16 protein-coding genes are annotated in these 21,292 nt (G+C 69.4%); 12 read left to right on the forward strand and 4 right to left on the reverse strand.

Features of this window, described 5'->3' with window-relative positions; genetic code table 11:
- Positions 1-233: 233 nt before the first annotated feature.
- The 3 genes from IE278_RS31180 to IE278_RS31190 all read left to right on the forward strand — a co-directional run bounded on the left by IE278_RS31180 (position 234) and on the right by IE278_RS31190 (position 2,043).
- Positions 234-767: a GNAT family N-acetyltransferase gene (locus tag IE278_RS31180; protein WP_189776889.1), complete on the forward strand. Its 534-nt coding sequence runs from the start codon at positions 234-236 to the stop codon at positions 765-767.
- 127 nt (positions 768-894) lie between these two features.
- Positions 895-1,257: a DUF4229 domain-containing protein gene (locus tag IE278_RS31185; protein WP_189776891.1), complete on the forward strand. Its 363-nt coding sequence runs from the start codon at positions 895-897 to the stop codon at positions 1,255-1,257.
- Positions 1,258-1,365: 108 nt separating this feature from the next.
- Entirely contained in the window at positions 1,366-2,043 is a 678-nt protein-coding gene (locus tag IE278_RS31190; RefSeq protein ID WP_189776893.1) for a TetR/AcrR family transcriptional regulator, read from the forward strand.
- 71 nt (positions 2,044-2,114) lie between these two features.
- Here the strand turns inward: IE278_RS31190 and IE278_RS31195 are convergent, their stop codons facing one another.
- Together IE278_RS31195 and IE278_RS31200 are read right to left on the reverse strand one after the other, a co-directional pair.
- Entirely contained in the window at positions 2,115-3,038 is a 924-nt protein-coding gene (locus IE278_RS31195; RefSeq protein WP_189776895.1) for a MaoC/PaaZ C-terminal domain-containing protein, read from the reverse strand.
- A 278-nt stretch (positions 3,039-3,316) separates the two neighbouring features.
- Complete coding sequence (locus IE278_RS31200) at positions 3,317-4,678, reverse strand: 3-oxoacyl-ACP reductase (protein WP_189776897.1); 1,362 nt, start codon at positions 4,676-4,678, stop codon at positions 3,317-3,319.
- Positions 4,679-4,801: 123 nt separating this feature from the next.
- On the opposite strand from IE278_RS31200, the gene IE278_RS31205 reads away from it, so the two are divergent.
- Together IE278_RS31205 and IE278_RS31210 are read left to right on the forward strand one after the other, a co-directional pair.
- Positions 4,802-6,208, forward strand: coding sequence for an acetyl-CoA C-acetyltransferase (locus IE278_RS31205; RefSeq protein ID WP_189776899.1), 1,407 nt, complete (start codon positions 4,802-4,804; stop codon positions 6,206-6,208).
- A 173-nt stretch (positions 6,209-6,381) separates the two neighbouring features.
- On the forward strand, positions 6,382-8,298 hold the full coding sequence (locus tag IE278_RS31210; protein WP_189776902.1) for an AMP-dependent synthetase/ligase: 1,917 nt from the start codon (positions 6,382-6,384) through the stop codon (positions 8,296-8,298).
- A 148-nt stretch (positions 8,299-8,446) separates the two neighbouring features.
- Here the strand turns inward: IE278_RS31210 and IE278_RS31215 are convergent, their stop codons facing one another.
- Entirely contained in the window at positions 8,447-8,650 is a 204-nt protein-coding gene (locus tag IE278_RS31215; RefSeq protein ID WP_033319512.1) for a cold-shock protein, read from the reverse strand.
- 371 nt (positions 8,651-9,021) lie between these two features.
- On the opposite strand from IE278_RS31215, the gene IE278_RS31220 reads away from it, so the two are divergent.
- The 4 genes from IE278_RS31220 (at position 9,022) to IE278_RS31235 (ending at position 17,447) form a co-directional block, all read left to right on the forward strand.
- A complete protein-coding gene (locus IE278_RS31220) occupies positions 9,022-9,903 on the forward strand; it encodes a menaquinone biosynthetic enzyme MqnA/MqnD family protein (protein ID WP_189776904.1) in 882 nt (293 codons plus the stop codon).
- Positions 9,904-10,075: 172 nt separating this feature from the next.
- The gene (locus tag IE278_RS31225; RefSeq protein ID WP_189776906.1) at positions 10,076-12,067 is read left to right on the forward strand and encodes a serine/threonine-protein kinase; all 1,992 of its coding nucleotides are present in this window, start codon (positions 10,076-10,078) and stop codon (positions 12,065-12,067) included.
- A gap of 467 nt (positions 12,068-12,534) precedes the next feature.
- Entirely contained in the window at positions 12,535-12,873 is a 339-nt protein-coding gene (locus IE278_RS31230) for a hypothetical protein (RefSeq protein WP_246570922.1), read from the forward strand.
- 119 nt (positions 12,874-12,992) lie between these two features.
- Entirely contained in the window at positions 12,993-17,447 is a 4,455-nt protein-coding gene (locus IE278_RS31235; RefSeq protein ID WP_189776911.1) for an FtsK/SpoIIIE domain-containing protein, read from the forward strand.
- Positions 17,448-17,598: 151 nt separating this feature from the next.
- Here IE278_RS31235 and IE278_RS31240 read toward each other — a convergent pair whose 3' ends face one another.
- Complete coding sequence (locus IE278_RS31240) at positions 17,599-17,865, reverse strand: WXG100 family type VII secretion target (protein WP_107020882.1); 267 nt, start codon at positions 17,863-17,865, stop codon at positions 17,599-17,601.
- A gap of 188 nt (positions 17,866-18,053) precedes the next feature.
- Between IE278_RS31240 and IE278_RS31245 the strand changes: the two genes are divergently transcribed.
- The 3 genes from IE278_RS31245 (at position 18,054) to IE278_RS31255 (ending at position 21,286) form a co-directional block, all read left to right on the forward strand.
- The gene (locus tag IE278_RS31245) at positions 18,054-18,368 is read left to right on the forward strand and encodes a hypothetical protein (protein WP_189776913.1); all 315 of its coding nucleotides are present in this window, start codon (positions 18,054-18,056) and stop codon (positions 18,366-18,368) included.
- 61 nt (positions 18,369-18,429) lie between these two features.
- Positions 18,430-20,508 carry a hypothetical protein gene (locus tag IE278_RS31250; RefSeq protein ID WP_189776915.1) on the forward strand — a complete coding sequence of 693 codons (2,079 nt, stop codon included), beginning with the start codon at positions 18,430-18,432 and terminating at the stop codon, positions 20,506-20,508.
- Between the two features lie 55 nt (positions 20,509-20,563).
- Positions 20,564-21,286, forward strand: coding sequence for a hypothetical protein (locus IE278_RS31255; RefSeq protein ID WP_189776917.1), 723 nt, complete (start codon positions 20,564-20,566; stop codon positions 21,284-21,286).
- Positions 21,287-21,292: the final 6 nt, after the last annotated feature.

Raw genomic sequence — 21,292 nt, forward strand, 5'->3', positions numbered from 1 at the left:
CATGGCGACGTATCACGACACCATGATCCATCACGGTGATCATTTGAAGACACTGCCTAGGGGCGCGGGGAACGGCGCGGCCAACCGTCACGGCCCGCACCCGCCATCCGGGCCTCGCCCTCACTCACCTAAGGGCGCGGGGAACGGCGCACTCGGCGCCCACGGCCCCACACCCGCCGCGCAACCCCAGTACCCACTTGAGCCACACGCTGGGTAATAAGTAATCTCCCCACATGGCCCTTACGTTCGAGCTCGACCCCTCCGTCGGCCCCGCCCTGAGGAACGGCATAGCCGACCTATGGGCCGACGTATCCAACGCAGGCGGCTCCGTCGGCTTCGTACCCCCCGTGTCGCCCGAGACGATACGACCGGAACTCGTGAAGCACTTCGTCGCGATGGCCGAGGGCCGCACCCGGCTCCTGATCGGCCGCGACGAGGACGGAACCGTCGCGGCGACCGCCTTCCTCACCCACAACACCCACCGCCTGATGACGCACTGGCTGTGGCTGTACACGGTGATGGTGCACCCGAGGCACCAGGGCAAGGGCTACGGCCGCGACCTGCTCACGGCCGCCGCCGACGCCGCCCGCGGTCTCGACGGCATAGAGGCGATACGCCTCACCTGCCGGGGCGGCGAGGGCCTGGAACGGTTCTACGGATCGTGCGGCTACAAGGAGGTCGGCCGCGTACCGGACGCGATCAGGGTGGCGCCGGGCGACGACCGGGACGACATCACGATGCTGCTCTCGCTCGGCCGCGTCGACTGAGAGCCCCCGCCCTCCGTCCGCCCAGGACCATCCCACGCCCCGCGCACCCCCCTACAAGATCGCGGCACGCCCGTGCTTCACTGGACGGTGCCCTTTGGGAAGTCCGGAACGGGAAGAGTGGATTGAGATGCTCCGCTACACGCTGATGCGCCTGGGGATCTTCGTGGGCTGCCTCGTGGTCGTCTGGGGCCTCGTCTACTCCGGCGTCGCTCCGCGCGGCCTCGGCGACTCGAACGGCATGTGGGTCGTCATGCTCGCCCTGGTCGTCTCGGCGCCCATCAGCTTCGTGGTCCTCCGCAAGGAGCGCGACCGCGCCTCGATCCAGGTTGTCGAGCGCGTCGACCGTATGAAGTCCAACCTGGAGGCGAACCGCAACCAGGAGGACGAGGCGGCGGACGCGGCCTCGGCCAAGACGTCCAGCAAGACGTCCGCCACGACGTCCGGCGAGGTGCCGAGCGACGTGTCCGGCGCCCAGAGCCGGACGGCCTGAATACGACGGCGGGGACTACGGCGGCGACGACGGCGGGGCCCCACCCGGGCCCCGGTCCGAACGCACCTCGCCCCGGCGTGACCGTCGGCAGAACATAGTCTTTCCTGTATGGGTGCAGTGAAGAGCAAGCGGATGCCCCGTGCCGTGCGCGAACAGCAGATGCTGGACGCCGCCGTGCGGACCTTCGGGCAGCGGGGCTACCGGGCCGCCTCGATGGACGAGATCGCCGATCTGGCGGGCGTGTCCAAGCCGTTGGTCTACCTCTACCTCAACAGCAAGGAAGACCTCTTCACCGCGTGCATCCGGCGTGAGGCCGCCGCCCTGACCGCGGCGGTACGCGCCGGAGTGCGGCCGGACCTGCCCGCCGACCGCCAACTCTGGGAAGGGCTGCGGGCGTTCTTCACGCACACCGCGCAGAACCCGGACGGCTGGGCGGTGCTGCACCGTCAGGCGCGTACGCACGGGGAGCCGTTCGCCGCCGAGATCGCGGCGATGCGCGAGGAGATCGTGGCGTTCGTCACCGAGCTGATCGTGGTCGCGGCGCGGGAGGCCCACCGGAACCCCTCGCTGCCCGAGCGCGAGGTCGCGGGCCTCGCGGAGGCCCTCGTCGGCGCCGCCGAGTCCCTCGCCGCCTGGGCCAACGCCACCCCCGGGGTCTCCGCCCGGCAGGCCGCCGCGACCCTGATGAACTTCGCCTGGGCGGGCCTGGGCGACCTGATGAAGGGGCAGCCGTGGGCGGAGACCCCGGAGCCCTCGGAGACCACCGAGGCCCCGGAAGCCACGTAAGCCGGGAAAGCCCCGGCGCTGCGGAGACCGCGCACCCCGCCCCGCAGACCGCGCGGAGTACTGCTGCCCGATCAGACGAGCGGCAGTACTTCTCCCGTCAGGTGCAGCCGGCCGCCGCCGTCGGCCCCGCGCAGCTCGAAACGGCTGCTCCTCGCCCCGTACGACACCGTTCCCGGCAGCAGTACCGGTGCCTTGAACTCCGCCCGCACCCGCGCCGCTCGGGGTGTCCCGTGTTCGGCGAGGCAGCGCGCCACGGTCCACATGCCGTGCGCGACGGTCCGGGGGAAGCCGAACATCCGGGCGGTGAGGGGGTACAGATGGATCGGGTTGCGGTCGCCGGACGCGGCGCCGTACCGCCGCCCGACATCCTCCGCGAGGTGCCACTCGGCGAGTACGGGCAGCGGCTTGAGCTCCGCCGCCGCGGCCCGCCCGCGCAGCCGCCCGGCGACGGCCTGCTCGACAGCGCTTCGGGCCCCCGCCGACTCGACCGCGTGCCGTGCCAGATACGTACTGCGTGACTCCCACACGAGTTCGCCGCGCGACCGTACCTCGGTCGTGACGACGGCCTCGGTTCCGCGCCTGTGGGGTACCAGGTCGTCGACGCTGACGGCGAGTTCGTACTCGCCGGTGGCCGTGAGCGCCCTGTGCTGGGTGATCCCGATGGACGTGTGCACCAGCCCGAGCAGAGGCAGTGGGAACGTCCGCGCGCTCATCAGCCGCATCGCCGCCGGGAAACCGAGCACATGCGGGTAGGTCGGCGGCAACTCGTCCGCCCCGACGCCGAATCCGCAGGCCCGCTCGTACGCGGCGAGCCTGCCGAGGTCCACCCGGACACCGGGGAGGACCAGCCGGGTACGGGGTGCGGTGACGCCGGGCCTGGGCCGCTTGAACGGGGAGAGCACGGCTCCCCGGGCAAGCAGGGGCCACAGGGACGGCGAACGACCGAGCGTACGCGTACGGTCCAGACCGCTCACACCATCCACGAGCTCACCCATCTCCAACTCTCCTCCTCCACAACAGGACCGCGCTCGGGGCCGATACCGGGTGCACAGTTCCCCGCACCCCAAAAGACGAAAAGATTGCGCAGTTCCCCGCGCCCCTTAAAGGGGCGCGGGGAACTGCGCACCCAGCCCTTACAGACCCGCACGGTGCAAGCCCACGCCATCCCCCACCCCCCAAGGGGCGCGGGGAACTGCGCGGCCAGCCCTCACCCACCCGCACCCGTAAACGCACCCCAAGCAATCCCACCCCCCGGGTCACCCCAGCGGAGCGCTCACGCGCCCAACATGCTCTGCCCGCACACCCGCACCACCTGCCCGTTGACCGCCCCCGACCCCGGGCTCGCGAGCCACGCCGTCGTTTCGGCGACGTCCACCGGCAGCCCGCCCTGCGCGAGCGAGTTCATGCGCCGCCCCGCCTCGCGGATGAACAGCGGCACCGCGGCCGTCATCCGCGTCTCGATGAAGCCGGGCGCGACGGCGTTCACCGTGACCCCGTACTCCGAGAGCGCCCGCGGCCCGAGCGACCGTACGAGCCCCACGATCCCCGCCTTGGACGCGGCGTAGTTGGTCTGGCCGGCGTTCCCCGCGATCCCGGCGATGGACGCGGTGGCCACGACGCGCCCGCCGGGGCGGAGCGTGCCGCCGGTCAGCAGCGCGTCGGTCGTGCGCAGCACACTGGCGAGGTTGACGTCGAGCACCGGACTCCAGCGCTCGGCGGGCATGTTGACCAGCCGCCGGTCCCGTGTGATCCCCGCGTTGTGGACGAGAACGTCCAGGCCGCCCTCCGGCAGCGCGCCGGCGATCCGCGCCCCCGCGTCGTCCGCCGTGATGTCCAGCGCGAGCGCGACCCCGCCGAGCCGTCCGGCGACCGCGGCCAGGTCGGCCTCGGCGGCGGGCACGTCGAGGCACACCACCCGCGCCCCGTCCCGCGCGAGCGTCGTGGCGACGGCCTCGCCGATCCCGCGCGCGGCCCCGGTGACCAGGGCGGTCCGCCCGGCGAGCGGCTTGCCCCAGTCCGCGGGCGCCCCCGTCCCGCCGGCACCGGTACCGGCACCGGCCCCGTCACCGACCTCGATCACCTGCCCGCTGACGTACGCCGACCGGGGCGAGAGCAGGAAGCGGAACGTCGACTCCGCCGCACGCGCGTCCGTGAGCCGTACGAGGTTGACGGTCCTGCCCCGCCCGATCTCCTTGCCGAGGGACCGTACGAACCCTTCGAGGCCCTGCTGCACGGCGGCCTGGTGGTGGTCGGCGGGGTCGGGGGGCGAGCCGAGCACCACGATCCGCCCGCTCCCGGCGACCGACCGGACGACGGGGTGGAGCGCCGCGTGGACCTCGGCGAGCGTGTCGACGTCACGGACACCGGTGGCGTCGAGGACGACGGCGACCGGGTTCTCGGTGCCCACGTCCAGTGCCGAGCCGGCCCGTACGAGGTCCAGGTCCAGCCCCGCGAAGGTGAGGACGGGCGCCAGGTCGAGGTCGGACTTGCCCGCCGTCAGGTGCAGCAACCGCCCCTGCAGGGAGGGCTGTTCGGGGCTCCACCGCCGTAGCCGGGCCGGCTGGGGCAGGCCGAGCCGCCGGGTCAGGAAGCGGCCGGGCGCGGTGCCGGTGAGGCTCAGATAGCGGTCGGCCATGGTTCAGCTCCCAGCTCGGTCGGGTGCGCTCGGGCGCAGGCTCGCGCGGGCGCCCACTCCTTGCTTACTCTGGAGTAAGGTTACCCGAGGTAATGCTACGTCACCGTGAGGGAGCAGGTCGAGATGAGCCCCGACGAACCCAGCCGCCCACCCCGGCCGCTCCGCGCCGTGGGCCCCCGCCGTGCCGCAGGACCCCTCCGCGCCGCAGGACCGGTCCGCGCCGCGGAGCCCCTCCGTGCCGCCGCCGGACTCCTCCGGCTGCCGGAGCCGCGCCGCGTCGCGGTCATCGGCGGTACGCGCATCCCCTTCGCCCGCTCCGACGGCCCGTACGCCACCGCCTCGAACCAGGAGATGCTGACCGCGGCCCTCGACGGCCTCGTGGACCGTTTCGGCCTCGAAGAGCCGGGCGCGGTCGGGGAGTTGGTGGCCGGCGCCGTTCTCAAGCACAGCCGTGACTTCAACCTCGCGCGCGAGACCGTGCTCGGTTCACGGCTCGATGCCCGCACCCCCGCCTACGACATCCAGCAGGCCTGCGGCACCGGCCTCCAGGCCGTCGTCGCGGCGGCCAACAAGATCACCCTCGGGCAGACCGAGTCCGCCGTCGCGGGCGGCGCGGACACGGCGAGCGACGCCCCGCTCGGCGTCAACGACCACCTGCGGCGCATCCTGCTGGAGGCCCGGCGCGCGAAGTCGGCGGGCGCCCGGCTGAAGGCGCTCTCCCGCGTCCGCCCCGGCCACCTCGTCCCGGAGATCCCGCGCAACGCGGAGCCGCGTACCGGCCTGTCCATGGGCGAGCACGCCGCGGTCACCGCCCGGACGTGGGCCGTCACCCGCGAGGCGCAGGACGAACTGGCCGCCGCGAGCCACCAGCGGCTGGCCGCCGCCTATGAACGCGGCTTCTTCGCGGACCTGGTCGTGCCCTTCCGCGGGCTGGAGCGGGACCAGAACCTCCGCCCCGGCTCGACGGTCGACAAACTGGCCGCCCTCAAGCCCGTGTTCGGCGTTAACGGCCCCAACCCCACTATGACCGCGGGTAATTCGACCCCGCTGACCGACGGCGCGGCCACCGTGCTCCTCGCGAGCGAGGAGTGGGCCTCCGGCCGCGGCCTGACCCCGCTCGCGTATCTGACGGCGTACGAGACGGCCGCCGTCGACTTCGTCGCGGGGGACGTGGCCGGTGGGGAGGACGGGCTGCTCATGGCACCCGCCCACGCGGTCCCGCGCATGCTGGAACGCGCCGGACTCGGCCTCGACGACTTCGACTTCGTCGAGGTGCACGAGGCGTTCGCGTCGCAGGTGCTCGCCACCCTCGCGGCCTGGGAGAAGCGGGGGCTCGGCGAGGTGGACCGGGCCCGGCTCAACGTGGCGGGCTCGTCACTGGCGACCGGCCACCCCTTCGCGGCCACCGGCGCGCGGATCGTGGCGACCCTGGCGAAACTGCTCGCGGAGCGGGAGGGCCCCGGCCGCGGCCTCATCTCGATCTGCGCGGCGGGCGGCCAGGGCGTGACGGCGATCCTCGAACGCCCGTGAGGCGCGGCCCGATGCGGGCCACCTTCTATGCCCACACCTCAGGCAAAAGATGAACAGCCGTCCGAACGCGCACCAACTTCTCACTCTTCCGCACACAAGCCCCCCGGTTTCCCGGGTGAACCTGCCCTTTCCCGGGTCCGTAATGGGAGAAGTACGAGAGTAAGGAGCCGCCCGTGTCCCGCGATCCCTCTTCCCGCCCCCAGCCCGCCCTACCGGAACCCGAGGTCAGGCGCCTGGACGGGGTCGTACGAGAGGTCTCGGTCCCCCCGCTGATCCTGCCCGTGACCCACGGCTCGCTCGCGGACATCCCGTTCGACAACGCGGACCAGGTGCCGGACGACGCGGTGCTCAGCCGCAAGGGACCCGACGGCCGCTGGCAGGACGTCACGGCGGCCGAGTTCGCCGACCAGGTGCTCGCGGTCGCCAAAGGGCTGATCGCCGAGGGCCTGATGCCCGGCGACCGGCTCGCGATCATGGCGCGTACGACATACGAGTGGACGCTGCTGGACTTCGCCGCGTGGGCCGCGGGCCTGGTGACCGTCCCCGTCTACCCGACCTCGTCCGTCTTCCAGACGCGCTGGATCCTCCAGGACTCGGGCGCGGTCGCGATCGCCGTCGAGCATGTGTCGCAGGCCGCCGCGCTCGGCCCCGAGCGCGACCGGCTGCCCGACGTCCAGCACGTGTGGATCTTCGAGAAGGGGCACACGGACCGTCTCGCCGAGCTGGGCCGGAGCGTCCCCGACCAGGAGGTCGCCGTACGCCGCGGAGTCCTCGGCCCCGACTCGCTCGCGACGATCATGTACACCTCCGGCACCACCGGGCGCCCCAAGGGCTGCGCGCTGACCCACGGCAACTTCTTCGCCGAGGTCGACAACGCCGTCGAACTGCTCCACCCCGTCTTCAAGTCCACCTTCAAGGAGCCCGCGTCCACGCTCCTCTACCTGCCCCTCTCGCACGTCTTCGGCCGGATGGTCGCCGTCGCCTGTATGCGCGCCCGGGTACGCCTGGGCCACGCGCCGAGCATCCGTACGGAGGAACTGCTGACGGACCTCGCGGGCTTCAGCCCGACCTTCCTGCTGGCCATCCCGTACGTGCTGGAGAAGGTCTACAACAGCGGCCGCGCGACCGCCGAGAGGATGGGCCGCGCCGCCTCCTTCGACCGCGCCGCCCGGGTGGCCCGCGGCTACGGGGAGGCGCTGGAGGCCCAGCAGCACGGCACGGGCTCCGGGCCGAGCGCGAAACTCAGAGCGGCCCGCGCCGTCTACGACCCCCTCGTCTACCGCCGGATCCGCGCGGCCCTCGGCGGCAAGGTCCGCCAGGTGATCTGCGGCGGCTCCCCGCTCGGCCGCCGCCTCGCCTCCTTCTACGCCGGCGCCGGCATCCAGGTGTACGAGGGCTACGGCCTCACCGAGTCGACGGCCGCGGCGACCCTCACCTACCCGCACCGGCCGCGGCTGGGCACGGTCGGCTGGCCGCTGCCCGGCACCCGGGTGCGCATAGCCCAGGACGGCGAGGTCCTGCTGAACGGCAACCAGGTCTTCCGCGGTTACTGGGACCCGCAGGCGGGCGGGGTCGTCCCGGCCGCCCAGGACGGCTGGTTCGCCACCGGCGACATCGGCGAGCTGGACGACGACGGCTACCTCACGATCACCGGCCGCAAGCGGGACATCCTGATCACCACCAGCGGCAAGAACGTCGCCCCCGCGCCGCTGGAGGACTGGCTCCGCGCGCATCCCCTCGTCAGCCAGTGCGTCGTCATCGGCGACAACCGCCCCTACGTCACCGCGCTGATCACCCTGGACGGCGAGGGGATGGCCCACTGGTGCCGGATGACCGGCAGGGCGCAGGCCCCGGCGGCCACGCTGGTCACCGACCCGGACCTGCTCACCGTCCTCCAGCGGGCGATCGACGACGCCAACCGCCTCGTCTCCCGCGCGGAATCGATCCGCCGCTTCACCGTCCTGCCCCTCAACTTCACGGAGACGGCCGGCCACCTCACCCCGACGATGAAACTCCGGCGGGCGGTGGTGACCCGGGAGTTCGCCGGCGAGATCGAGACGATGTACGACGGCGCACTCGGCGACGAGTGACGAGCGGGGGAGGGGGCCGGGGCGGGGGAAAGGGAGCGCGGGGAAAAGGCAGGAGCCCCTTCACCTGACGGTGTGGGGCTCCTTGGGTCTTGCTTCTAGGTTCCGGATCAGAGTGTCGGGCTCGGGGAGCCCGGACTCAGCCGAAGGATCAGACGGGGGTGACGTTCTCCGCCTGCGGGCCCTTCGGACCCTGGGTCACGTCGAAGGTAACCGCCTGGTTCTCTTCGAGGGAGCGGAATCCGCTCGCGTTGATCGCGGAGTAGTGGACGAAGACGTCCGGGCCGCCGCCTTCCTGGGCGATGAAACCAAAGCCCTTTTCGGCGTTGAACCACTTCACGGTTCCGGTAGCCATAAGCCCTCCTTGGGCCCAAAGGGTTGCCCTGCTCCAGAACCTGCAAGGTGTAAACAAAAGCTTGTAAACAAAACCTTGTAAACAACTGCATTCGTCTGAAAACGACGAGAGCCCGCGGTCACATGCTCCGCAGGCTCTGTACTGCAAGGGAAACCAAACTGCAACTTGCGGACGACCTTACCCAGGAGGGCAGCCGAAAGCAATAGAGGGCAAGATCACGTCACCCGGAAGTTTGGCGGGCCCGCCGGAGGGGCTGACGTAGCGGTATCACTCGGTGTCACAGGGGTTGACACGGGAGGCGGAAGCGGTTGCGTACCCCACTCGGGCACCCTGGATCCTGCACCGTACCGCATGGGGGCTAGCCTCGCGATGTGGACAATTCTCCTGAGTCTCCCGAGGGGCGTCCCGACGCCCGCCGCTCACGGCCGCGCGTCGGCCACATCCAGTTCCTGAACTGCCTGCCCCTCTACTGGGGGCTCGCGAGAACGGGCACGCTGCTCGACTTCGAGCTCACGAAGGACACCCCGGAGAAGCTGAGCGAGCAGCTGGTACGGGGTGATCTCGACATCGGGCCCATCACCCTCGTCGAGTTCCTCAAGCACGCCGACGAACTGGTCGCCTTCCCCGACATCGCGGTCGGCTGCGACGGCCCGGTGATGTCCTGCGTGATCGTCTCCCAGGTCCCGCTTGACCAGCTGGACGGCGCCCGGGTCGCCCTCGGCTCGACCTCGCGTACGTCCGTACGTCTCGCGCAGCTCCTGCTGTCGGAGCGGTTCGGCGTCGAGCCGTCCTACTACACCTGCCCGCCCGACCTCAGCCTGATGATGCAGGAGGCCGACGCGGCGGTGCTGATCGGCGACGCCGCCCTGCGCGCCAATCTGCTGGACGGCCCGCGCTACGGCCTCCAGGTGCACGACCTCGGCGCCCTGTGGAAGGAATGGACGGGCCTGCCCTTCGTCTTCGCGGTCTGGGCCGCCCGCCGCGACTACCTGGAACGCGAGCCGGTCCTCACCCGCAAGGTCCACGAGGCCTTCCTCGCCTCCCGTGACCTGTCCCTTGAGGAGGTCGGCAAGGTCGCCGAGCAGGCGGCCCGCTGGGAGGCCTTCGACGAGAAGGTCCTGGAGCGCTACTTCACGACGCTCGACTTCCGCTTCGGCGCGCCGCAGCTTGAGGCGGTCAGGGAGTTCGCCCGCCGGGTGGGTCCGACGACCGGCTTCGCGTCGGACGTGCGGGTCGACCTGCTGGAGCCCTGAGCTTCCTGGCCCCGAGCTTCCTCGCCCCGGGCCTCCCGGCACCTGAGTCCCTGGGGCGTGCGGCACTACCCTGCTGGAGTGCGTGCGGGCCGTCCGGGGGACGACCGACCCACGTACACGGGCACGGGTACGGGCATATGGGCACAAGGGCTTACGGGGGAGGTGCGGGCGCATGCGGCCACTCGATGTCGATGAACCCACGGTCGTGGGGCCCTACCGGCTGCTCGGCCGGCTCGGCTCCGGCGGGATGGGCCGCGTCTACCTGGGCCGCAGCGCGGGCGGCCGTACCGTCGCGGTCAAGATCGTGCACCCGCACTTCGCGCTCGACGAGGAGTTCCGCGCCCGGTTCCGCCGCGAGGTGGAGGCGGCGCGGCGGGTGGGCGGCGCGTACACGGCCCCGGTCCTCGACGCCGACCCGGACGCCCGGGTCCCGTGGGTGGCGACCGGCTACGCCGCCGGCCCCACGCTGACCGCGGCGGTCACCGACTCCGGCACCCTCGCGGAACACTCCGTACGCGTCCTGGGCGCCGGTCTCGCCGAGGCGCTGACCGCCGTGCACGGCCTGGGCCTGGTCCACCGGGACGTCAAGCCGTCGAACGTGCTGCTGACGCTCGACGGACCCCTGCTCATCGACTTCGGCATCGCCCGCGCGACCGACGGCACGGCGTCCCTCACCTCGACGGGTGTCTCCGTCGGCTCGCCCGGCTACATGGCGCCCGAGCAGATCCTCGGCAAGGGCGTCACCGGCGCGGCCGACGTCTTCTCGCTCGGCGCGGTACTGGCGTACGCGGCGACGGGCTCGTCCCCGTTCCCCGGTGACTCCTCGGCCGCCCTGCTCTACAAGGTGGTCCACGAGGAGCCCGAACTGGGCTCGCTCTCCGGCGGGTTGCGGGAGGTGGTGGCCGGGTGCCTCGCCAAGGACCCGTCCGCGCGCCCGTCCCCGGCGGCCCTCGCGACCGCACTGGCCCCGGAGGGCGCGGCACGGCTGGTGGCGGCGGGCTGGCTGCCGGGCCCCCTGGTGGAACAGGTCAGCCGCAGCGCCGTACGGCTGCTGAACCTGGAGGTCGCGGACGGGGCGGCGGAGGCGGCGCCGTCGGGGGTGGTGGGGTTCAGCAGCGCTTCGGTGGGAAGCGAGACGGGTCCGTCAGGTGACGGCCCCTCGGAAGGCAGCCGTTCCGGTGACAGCCTCTCGGCGGGGGGCCGTTCGGAGGGGAGCCCTGCGGGGGCGAGTCCTGCGGAGGGGAGCCCTGCGGGGACGAGTCCTGCGGAGGGGAGCCCTGCGGGCACGAGTCCTTCGGTGGGGGAGGGGGTGCCCGGGGTCTTCGGTCCGCCTGACCCCTCCTACGCGTCCTACTCCCCGTACTCGCCCTACGCTCCCGGCGCCCGCAACGGGCCGCACACGCCGTACTCCGGCGCCCCCGCGCCCGCGTACGTACCGGAACCACGGGACGCCGACGGTCCGCCCGCTCAGGGTTCGCCCTCGGACGGTCCCTCCTCCGGTGGTTCGCCTTCCGACGGTCCGCCTGCCGTGGGGAAGGTGTCCGTCAGTGTGGCCGCGACCTCCGTGCCGGGTGCCGGCGGCCGTGGCCGCAAGCTGAGCTGCACGGTCGCCCTCGCGGTGGCCGGGGCGCTGGCGGCGGTGACGTTCGGCTCGGTGTTCGTGTTCGACCTGCTGCCGGGTACCGGCTCGGACGACGACAACGACTCGGGGTCCGCAGCCCGACCGCCCGCGTCCAGCGCCGGCCCCTCGACCGGGAGCAGCGCGACCCCCAGCGCCGACCCGAGCACCGGCCCCACCGGCGGTGCGGACAGTGCGGTGCCCGCGTCGTACCTCGGCACCTGGGAGGGCGACGGCTTCGCCCTCGACGGCAAACTCCCCATGGGAACCTTCCGAGTGACGGTCGGTCAGGCGGAGGCGGGCGAGCGGCTCGGCACGTTCCGCCAGACCGACCTCATCGGCGGTACCTGCGACACCGACCTCTACCTCAAGAAGGTGACGGCCGGACAGCTGATCGCCACGAGCGTGGCCAAGCCGTCCACCACGTCCGAGTGCACGACGGGCCGTCACGAGGTCCGCCTGGTCCCGGTCGGCGACGACCTGCGCTACGAGACGGACAACGCGAAGGCGGGCGATCCGGTGGCCCGGATGTCGAAGGTCGGATAGCGCGCGGCACGGGGCCGACCGACCGCCCGTCCCCGCCTCCCCGCCCACCCCGTCGATCACTACTGTGTCTGCGATAGCGAACGTCAACGGGGAAGGCTCGACCATGCAGACACTGCGGCCCGACGACCCAAGGGAGTTGGGCAGCTACCGGCTGCTGGGGAGGCAACGGCAACAAGGATCCGGGAGAACCGTGGCAGATCACGATCTCCGCAAACCGGCTGCCGGCCACGCATGGGTATGAGGTCTATGCGCTGCCGGCGGTATGAGGGACACCAGACAGTTCGTGCCCTCCGGGCGGTCCTGGAGTACAGGCAGCCCCGGAGGACCGGCGAACCCGAGCGATTGCGATGAGCATGTCCGCAGATGCGACGTCAGCGTACGAGGTCCAGTACACCTGGACGCCTTTTCAGCTTCTCAGCGGCGCGTGGGCGAAGCGACTCGTCGCGTTCCGCGTCGATGAGAGAGGAGTGACCCTGGGGGGCGCGCCCGCCCGATACGCGAGCCAGACCGCCTTCGTCCCCTGGGGAGATGTCGAGGCGGTGGTGCTGTGGCAGCAGGAGACCTCCGCGCCGACGCCGATGCGTTACGTGGGCCTTCGGCGCCGAGCGGGCGCGCCCGCGCTGCCGGGTCCCAACTCCGCGCTGACGCGGGAGCAGACCGGCCGACTGGCGGGCCATGTCGATCACGAGGTCTTCCTGGCGAGCAGGCACATCAACCTGTGGACCCTCGACCGCGAGCGCCTGGCCCAGGCCCTGCGCACGTTCGCTCCGACGGTCGCCGTGGAGGAGAACGGGCGTCCGGGCTAGGCCTCCCCGGAATGTGCACAGGCGAAGCACCCGAACAGCTGACCGGTGCGAGCTAGGCTCTGGACTGCGTATTTTCAGATCATGACCTGAAGGATCCTAAGGGGAGGGGACACGTCCTGATGCGAGTGCGGGCGACCGTGGTCCGGGAGGGAGTCGCACCACAGGACGCGGTCATCAACGTCGACGACGGTACGACCGCGGCCGAAGTCGCTGCGGCGGTGGAACGGCTCCAGACGCGGGGCGGCCCCGCGTCGTTCGCGGCTCAAGGGGTGGTGACACCTCTCCCTGGTCAGGCCCCCTCGTGGCAGCGGGCCGCCGTCGCGGCCGGGCTGTGGGTGGACGGCAGGCTGTGTGCGCCCGAGGCGAAGATCGGCAGCGCGCTGAGGGACGGCGTGCGCCTCACCACCGACCCGTCCGTCGGACCCTTCATGGTCAACGGCGAACCCATCGGCAGGTATGAGGTCACCGTCAGCGGTGGTGCCGGGGCCGGCCGGGTGGCCCGGCTCTCCGCCGGGGTCAGCACGATCGGCTCCGCGCCCACTGCCACGCTCTCCGTCGAGGACCCCTATCTGGCGCAGACGGCGGCGAGAGTGACCGTCGACGTCAAGGGACGCGTGGAGATCGCTCCCCTCGGCGGCGCCGAACTCGTCCTGGACGACGAGCCGGTGGCCGCTCCCCGGGAATGGCAGCCCGGTGTCCTGCTGAAGTCCGGCGAATCACTGTTCAGCCTCTCCGAGGTCGGCGAGCCCGATGCCCACCTCTCACCCGCGGGAGCGGGCGGTCTCGCCTACAACCGACCGCCGCGCCTGACCTCGCCCAGAGCCAATCCACGACTTGTGGTTCCCGCGCCGCCGAAGAAGGACGAGGCACAGCGGTTCCAGCTCATCTCGGCGATCCTCCCCCTCTTCTTCGGGGTGGGCATGTACTTCGTCACCAAGATGATCTACATGCTCCTGTTCTGCCTGCTGTCGCCCCTGATGATCTTCGGCCAGTGGGTCAGCGACCGGCGTCACGGCAAGAAGAAGTACCGGGCCGCCATGAAGGAGTACCGGAAGGCCAAGGCCGAACACGAGGCCGAGGTCGAGCGGCTGAGCGAACTGGACCAGCGCCGCAGGCGTGAGGCCTACCCGGATCCGGGCCAGCTCCTGCTGTTCGCCACCGGCCCCCGGCGGCGCCTGTGGGAACGGCGGATCACCGACCCGGACGCGATGCACCTGAGGGTCGGCTTCAGCGATCTCCGTGCGGAGATCGACATCGCCAACGCCCGCAACGCCGGCTCGGACGCCGAGGATCCGGAGCCTCCGGTGGTGACCAACGTGCCGCTGACCCTGCCTTTCGCGGAGCTGGGCGTGGTCGGCATCGCGGGGGACAGGACGCGGGCGGTGGCCAGCGCGCGTTGGATGACCGCTCAGGCGGCCGTCCTGCACAGCCCCCGCGACCTCTCCCTGGTGGTGCTCTCCTCGGCGGCGGACGCGGCGCAGAACTGGAGCTGGGCGCAGTGGCTGCCGCACACGAGCCCGCAGCAGGGCCAGAACTGCGTCGCCCTGATGGGTACGGACGCGGAGTCCATCTCGCGCCGGGTCACCGAACTCCTCGCGGAACTCACCAGACGGCAGGCGGTCGCCAAGGAGAACGGCGGCCTGAACGTCCTGCGTCCCGACGCGCAGGTGCTGCTCGTTCTCGACGGCGCCCGGCTGCTGCGCAGGGTGCCCGGTGTTCCCCAGCTGCTCCAGGAGGGGCCGGCGCACGGGATCTTCGCGCTCTGCGTGGACGAGGACGAACGGCTGCTGCCGGAGGAGTGCCGCACCGCGATCTGCTGGACCCTGGAGTCGGCCACCCGGGTCCACCTCCGGGGGTACGGATACGAGGCCGCCGGTGACGTACTGGCGGATCAGGTCTCCATCGCCTGGTGCGAACGCATGGCCCGCGCTCTCGCACCCGTCGTGGACGTGAGCCGGGACGACGCCGACAGCGCACTGCCCACGGCCGCCCGGCTGCTCGACCTGCTGGAGATGCCCAACCCCACAGGCGCCGACATCGCCTCGATCTGGCAGCGCGGCGGGGCGACGACAGCGGCACCGATCGGGCTGGCCGCCGACGGACCCTTCGTCCTGGACATCCGGCGGGACGGACCGCACGCACTGATCGCCGGCACGACCGGCGCCGGTAAGTCGGAGCTGCTGCAGACCATCATCGCCTCGCTGGCCGTGGGCAACACCCCGGACGCCCTCAACTTCGTCCTCATCGACTACAAGGGCGGCAGCGCATTCCAGGACTGCGCCCGACTGCCGCACACCGTCGGCATGGTGAGCGACCTCGACGCCCATCTGACGGAGCGCGCACTCGCCTCGCTGGCGGCGGAACTCAGACGCCGTGAGGAGATCCTCTTCCACGCCGAGACCAAGGACATCGAGGACTACAACGACGCCCGCAGGCTGCGGTCCGACCTTGAACCCATGCCGCGGCTCATGCTGGTCATCGACGAGTTCGCCTCACTGGTCGCGGAGCTCCCCGACTTCATCGCGGGCCTGGTGGACATCGCGCGGCGGGGCCGGTCACTCGGCGTGCACCTCCTGCTCGCCACCCAGCGCCCGGCGGGTGTGGTCAGCCAGGACATCCGGGCCAACACCAACCTGCGTATCGCGCTGCGCGTCACCAACGGCGAGGAGTCACGCGACGTCATCGACGCCCCCGACTCGGGCAACATCTCGAAGGCCACGCCGGGCCGCTGCTACGTACGGTCCGGCGCCCAGTCGCTCATCGGTGTCCAGTCCGCGCGTATCGGCGGACGGCGGCCGGGCCACGACACGGCACCCCAGGTCACGTTGAACTTCCTGGACTGGGTGGCCTACGGGCATCCACCGCCGCGAGCCGCACAGGCGGACGGCGACGACGGCACGATGGTGACGGACCTGGCCGTGCTGGTGGAGGCCATCAGCGCGGGGGCCCGGCAACTCGGCTGCGCGCAACCCCGCAGCCCGTGGCTGCCGCCGATTCCCGCGCAGGTACTGACATCCGAGCTGCCCGCTCCGCCCGAGGCCGGCCCCGGCGCCGACACGGTCCGTCCGGTGGCCTTCGGGCTCACCGACCTGCCGGCCCAGCAGGCGCGCGAGGCACTCGCGCTCGACCTGGCCGACGGGGAGCACCTGATGATCGCGGGCGGTCCGCGCTCCGGACGGTCGACCGCCCTGCGGACCGTCGCGGGGGCACTCGCGCAGAACTGCGCGCCGAGCGACGTCCACATCTACGGAATCGACTGCGGAGCCAACGCGCTGCTCCCGCTGACCAGCCTCCCGCACTGCGGCGCGGTCGTCACCCGTGACCAGACGGCGCGGGTCGACCGGCTGCTGGGACGCCTGCTCGACGAGGTCACGCGACGACAGATGTTCCTCGCGGAGAAGGGCCAGTCGAGTGCGGCCGAGCAGCGCGCCGCCGCCGGCCCCGAGGACCGTCTGCCGTGGATGGTCGTCCTGATCGACGGGTGGGACGCCTTCCGGCTGGCGTTCGAGAACTACGACTACGGACGGCTCGTCGAAGCGGCGAAGCGGCTGTTCCGCGAGGGCGCCGCCGTCGGCGTCAAGGTGGTCCTCGCCACCGACCGGAGCGGCCTGATGGGAGAGATCTCCAGCTCCTTCGCCGAACGGCTCGTGCTGCGGCTCGCCGACCCGCAGGACTACTCGTTCGCGGGCATCACGCCGAAGGACGTACCCAAGGAGGTGCCGTCCGGCAGGGCCCTCAAGGGGACCGACGACGGGGTGCAGGAGAGCCAGATCGCGCTGCTCGCGGAGAACCCGAGCGGACAGGCGCAGGTGGCGGCACTGCAGGAGATCGCCCGGGTGGCCGCGCAGACCTGGGCGCGCCCGGCCCAGCACCAGAGGCCCATCCGGGTCGACGTACTGCCGGCGCGGCTCAAGGCGTCCGAAGCCATGGCGTTGCAGCCCGACTTCGTTCCGCCGTCGGACCTGTGGGCCCTCTTCGCGGCCGGCGGGGACGAACTCTCGCCGCTCGGGATGGACTTGGAGGAGGCGGGGCCCGGCTTCGTCATCTCGGGTCCGCCGAAGTCCGGGCGCTCCAGCACCCTGGTGGTGGCGGCGATGTCCCTGCTGAGCCGGGGCACCGAGGTCGTCCTGATCACCCCCAGGCGCTCACCCCTGCGGGACCTGGCCTCGGAGCCCGGCGTCCTCGGAACGCTCGACAGCGAGGGTTCGGCGGACGATTTGCAGGCGCTCACGGGCAGTGCGCGGGGGCCATACGTCATCCTGGTGGACGACGCCGAGTTGATCTACGACACCCCGCTCGACGAGGCCCTTGAGGAGGAACTGCGCCGCGGCATGGACGGCGGTCTCGGCCTGATCATGGCAGGCGCGGTCGACACGCTGTCCTCCCAATACCGCGGTTCCGTGGTGCAGGCACGGCGTTCGCGCAACGGCCTGCTGCTCTCTCCGCAGGGCACGGCGGACGGCGAGATGTTCAACACCCGCGTCTCGTCGAACAGCGGCGGCGGCCCGACCGGGCGTGGACTGTTCGTCCGGAGCGGGGAGGCCATGCCGGCGCAGGCGGTGCTGCCGGGCTGACGGCCGACGGTCAACGCATGCGGGCCGGGCCACCTGTGGGTGGCCCGGCCCGCATGCGTGTACTGAGCTGTGTCGCGCTGTGCTGTATTGCGCTGAGCTGTGCTGTGCTCGATGTGGGGTCGACTCCCCCTCATCAACGACTTTCGCTCAACTAGTCGTTGATGGTGTCGTTCGCCTGGGCGGCGTCGCTGGTCTCCTTGCGGGCATTCTCAAGAGACGTGACAAAGTTCTGCAGCTGCGGCTTGAGCTTGTCCCATTCCTCCCGGAATCGGTTGGCTCGGCCGCCCTTCCAGAACTCTTCACTGTGACTCGTGCCCGTCGAGATGGCACGAATCAGGTCGTCGAGGTTGCCGTGCTGAGTCTTGAAGGTGGTGGAAAGACTCCGGAGTCGTGTGGTATCTGCGCCCTTTAGCGTCATGACTGCCTCCCCGTGTATCGATAGCCAGACGAACCTTCCGTCCGCCGGACCCGATGCTATCGCAATGGGTGTAGCCGCGTCATCGGCTCAAGGCTCCTTGCTCGCGGTACCGGAAGCTCCTTATTGTTGGTTCCCTGTAGACGGCAAATATTTCCGAACTGCAACGTGATGCCGCACTGGAGGCGCAAGTGGGGGATACGAACGAGCAGCCGAAGGTCGATAACCCTTATCGAACCCAGCTCGAGGTTCTGAAGAGCAATCTCGTGGAGGAGGTCAAAGAGCTCAAAAAATGCCTGAAGTCCGCATCTCAGGACGTTGGCGACAAAAAGAAGTCCTGGGTCGGCAAGACGGCCAACAAGTGGCACGACGAAATCGAGGGCAACCGCGGCCGCATGATCAGAGAGATCGACAAGCTCATCCCGGCGGTGCAGAAGAGGATCGACTCGCTGCCCGAGAAGGTGTCGCCCGCCGAGGCGAAGATGATGCGGATGGATTTGCGCTGACGACGCGAGGCAGCGCTGACACCGAACAAGCTGACCAACCGACCACGCGGGGGACAATTTCATGGCAGGCGACGAGGGCGGTTTCTCCGGTATCGATCCGGATCAGCTGGCCAGGACGATCCAGTCACTCCAGAAGGACCAGGAGAAACTGAGGTCCAGCGCGACGTGGATCAAGTCGAGCTTCGAACGCTACGGCGTCGAAACGGACCCGCTGACCGAACTGCTCGCCATCGCCGGCTGGTCGGAGAACCAACTCCCCATGCTCAGACGCCGCCACCACCTCTCCATCGCCGAGGACGAGAAGTACGGCCACGGCTACAAGGGAATGGTACGGATCAAGGAAAGCATGGTCGGCCAGACGAAACAGTCGGTGGCGAACGGAAAGAAGCTGGGAGACGACTTCAAGAGGCGGCTTGAGAACGGAGAGGAAATCACTCCCGAAATGTTCGCGGACCTCCGTGCGAACAAGGCAGACGCCGACTATGTGAAGTCTTTCTACGACGTCCTCGGGTCGAAAAGCCTGCTGTGGATGTCCCAGGAAATGGGGGACCGCAACAGTGATGCCTACAAAGATGACGCGGATCAGAGGGAGAAGGATCGCAAAACCATCGCCGACACCTTCGGTACGTACACGAAGGTAGCTTTCGAGGGCAAGACGCCCAAGGAGAAGCAGCGAGCCTGGAACAAGTGGTTCGATGATTCTGCGATCGATGAGCATTTTGGATTCCGGCCGGACCGCCTGTCTCCGCTCCTCCGCGGTGGGTCACATGACAAAGATTTCCTTGTGGCGTTTGGTGATCGTGTCTTCAGCAAGGACACGAAGACGAACGAGAACCAGTTTCTAGGGAACAGCGGAATCGGTGAGGGCGAATGGGGGAAGGACGGCTATGAGCAGCTCTTCGACGCCATCTCGCGAAATGCGGGAGCTTCCGGCGAGTGGATGGATCACAACGCGGGCAGCGTTCAGTCGATGCTGTACACCACTGGCCCTTGGAAGGTCGATGAGCCCAAAGAGCGTGGAGTGGCCTTCCTGAACATCCTGCACGCGGGAAGTGTGACGCTGAGGAAGGACAATCCGTCCTTGGCGGAAAAGAACGCGGCACACCTGATCTATGAAAATTATAAGCACAGCAAGGGCGACATGAAGGGCGTACATCCCGTCGACGGTACGTCCGCGCTTTACACCAGCATCATGACCTCCTATTGGAACGACGTCGAACACAGTGTGACGTCTCCTGTGAGTAATGACCTGTGGAGTGGCGGCAAAGAATGGACTGACAAATCTTACTTCGCCGGTCAGGACAGGAAGCGTCCAGGGCTGGAGCTTTCCCAGGACATGTGGGGAGCGCTGACGGTGGAAGCCGGTCGCGACCCCAAGGGTGCTGGAATCATCGGAGCACTTTTCCAGGGATACAACCAGAAGATGATTGCGCAGGAGAACGATATCAATCCGGATCGTACGGGTGACTCGGTGCGATACATCTCGGCTCAGAAGGGGATGATGCAGCGCTTCTACTACGAGAATATGCGCACTGTCTCCACTCAACTGGGCGCCGAGCGTGACAAATGGGTTGCGGACACCAACGCCTTCCGTGACGGCCTCATTGATCAGGTGACGGGCGTGGCTATGGGCGCTACAGGCGGAGCAGGGATGGCGGGAGCCAAGGGTGCCGCGATCGGAGCTGCCTATGGGATGGGGTCGGGCATCCTTACGGGTTGGATCAAGCAGGGAGTCCATGTCGACGCATCGGACGCACCGGCCGAGCTTCGGCATCAGATCGAAGGAGTCAAGAAAGCAACCATCGACACGAGCTGGCAGACCTCCTATCAGGATCAGGCGAACGACCTCCTTCGCGAGAAGAACGGAGGGTTCGACGCGCGGTACATTCCGGAAGTCGAGGTGTGGAAGGTCGACGGAAGCCATGAGACGTATACCGGAAACCCAAAAGAATACATAAAGGGAGACTCGTCGCGAAACTTCCTGACGAAAGATGGAGTCGTGATGGATCCGGAAAAGATGTCGCCCACGCAGCGCACAGCCTACGGAGAATGGCTGCGTGACCCTGCCGTGGTTCAGAAGGTCTACACACCCTTCTCCGATGGCCGCAATGCCTGGGACTGGCCCGGCCAGAACGGCTGACGGCGTTCGGCAGGCGCGGGTTGCTTGTGACGTACAAAATATAGTCCGCAGTGCGGTGGCGAAGATCGGAGACAGGGTGTTCGAGGAACCTGCAGGGAAGCCCGAAGGAATGGTGCCGGCCGAGGCGCGAAGGGCTGTCGCGATGGCGTCCATTGCCGCGGTGTTGTTGGGGGTTTCGGCATGCGGCAGTGAAGAAGCCGCAGGTGAAGAACCATTGAGTATATCGCAGCTCTCCCGTGTGGTGCTGACTCAGGGAGATGCGCCGGGGTACAAGTTCTTCGACGAATCACGGGCCGAGACAGACCATTCGGCCCGAGCGGACAGGAAGGCCTGCCAGCCCATTATGGCGCTCGCCATTGCACCCGAGATCTCAGCTTATGACAAACGCTCGGCACGGCAGAGCATTATGAAAAGCAAGAAGCCGGATGCGAGTTACCAGCTCATCTTGACAAGTGTTGAGTCGGAGTCGGCAGCCGAGGACGCGTTGACAGACCTCAAGAGCGCTGTCTCGGCCTGTGGTTCGGGATTCAATGTCACATACTCCGGTCAGAAGAGTAAAGTTCGTCGGGTCACGGCCGACAAAGCCTCATACGGTCACAGTGAGGTGAACATCCTGTTCGAGTATCAGATGGGTGCGAAGATTCGATACGTCGTGATGCGGCAGGGTGCCACCCTGATCAGAATCTCCGCTGCGACTCAAAATGCGCATGAGTTCGTTGCCGTGCCGAAGCAAATCATCGACAAGCAATTTCGGAAGCTGGAAAAAGTAGCGAAATAAAGAGAT

It is taken from the genome of Streptomyces tauricus, assembly GCF_014650955.1.
Taxonomy (GTDB): Bacteria; Actinomycetota; Actinomycetes; order Streptomycetales; family Streptomycetaceae; genus Streptomyces; species Streptomyces tauricus.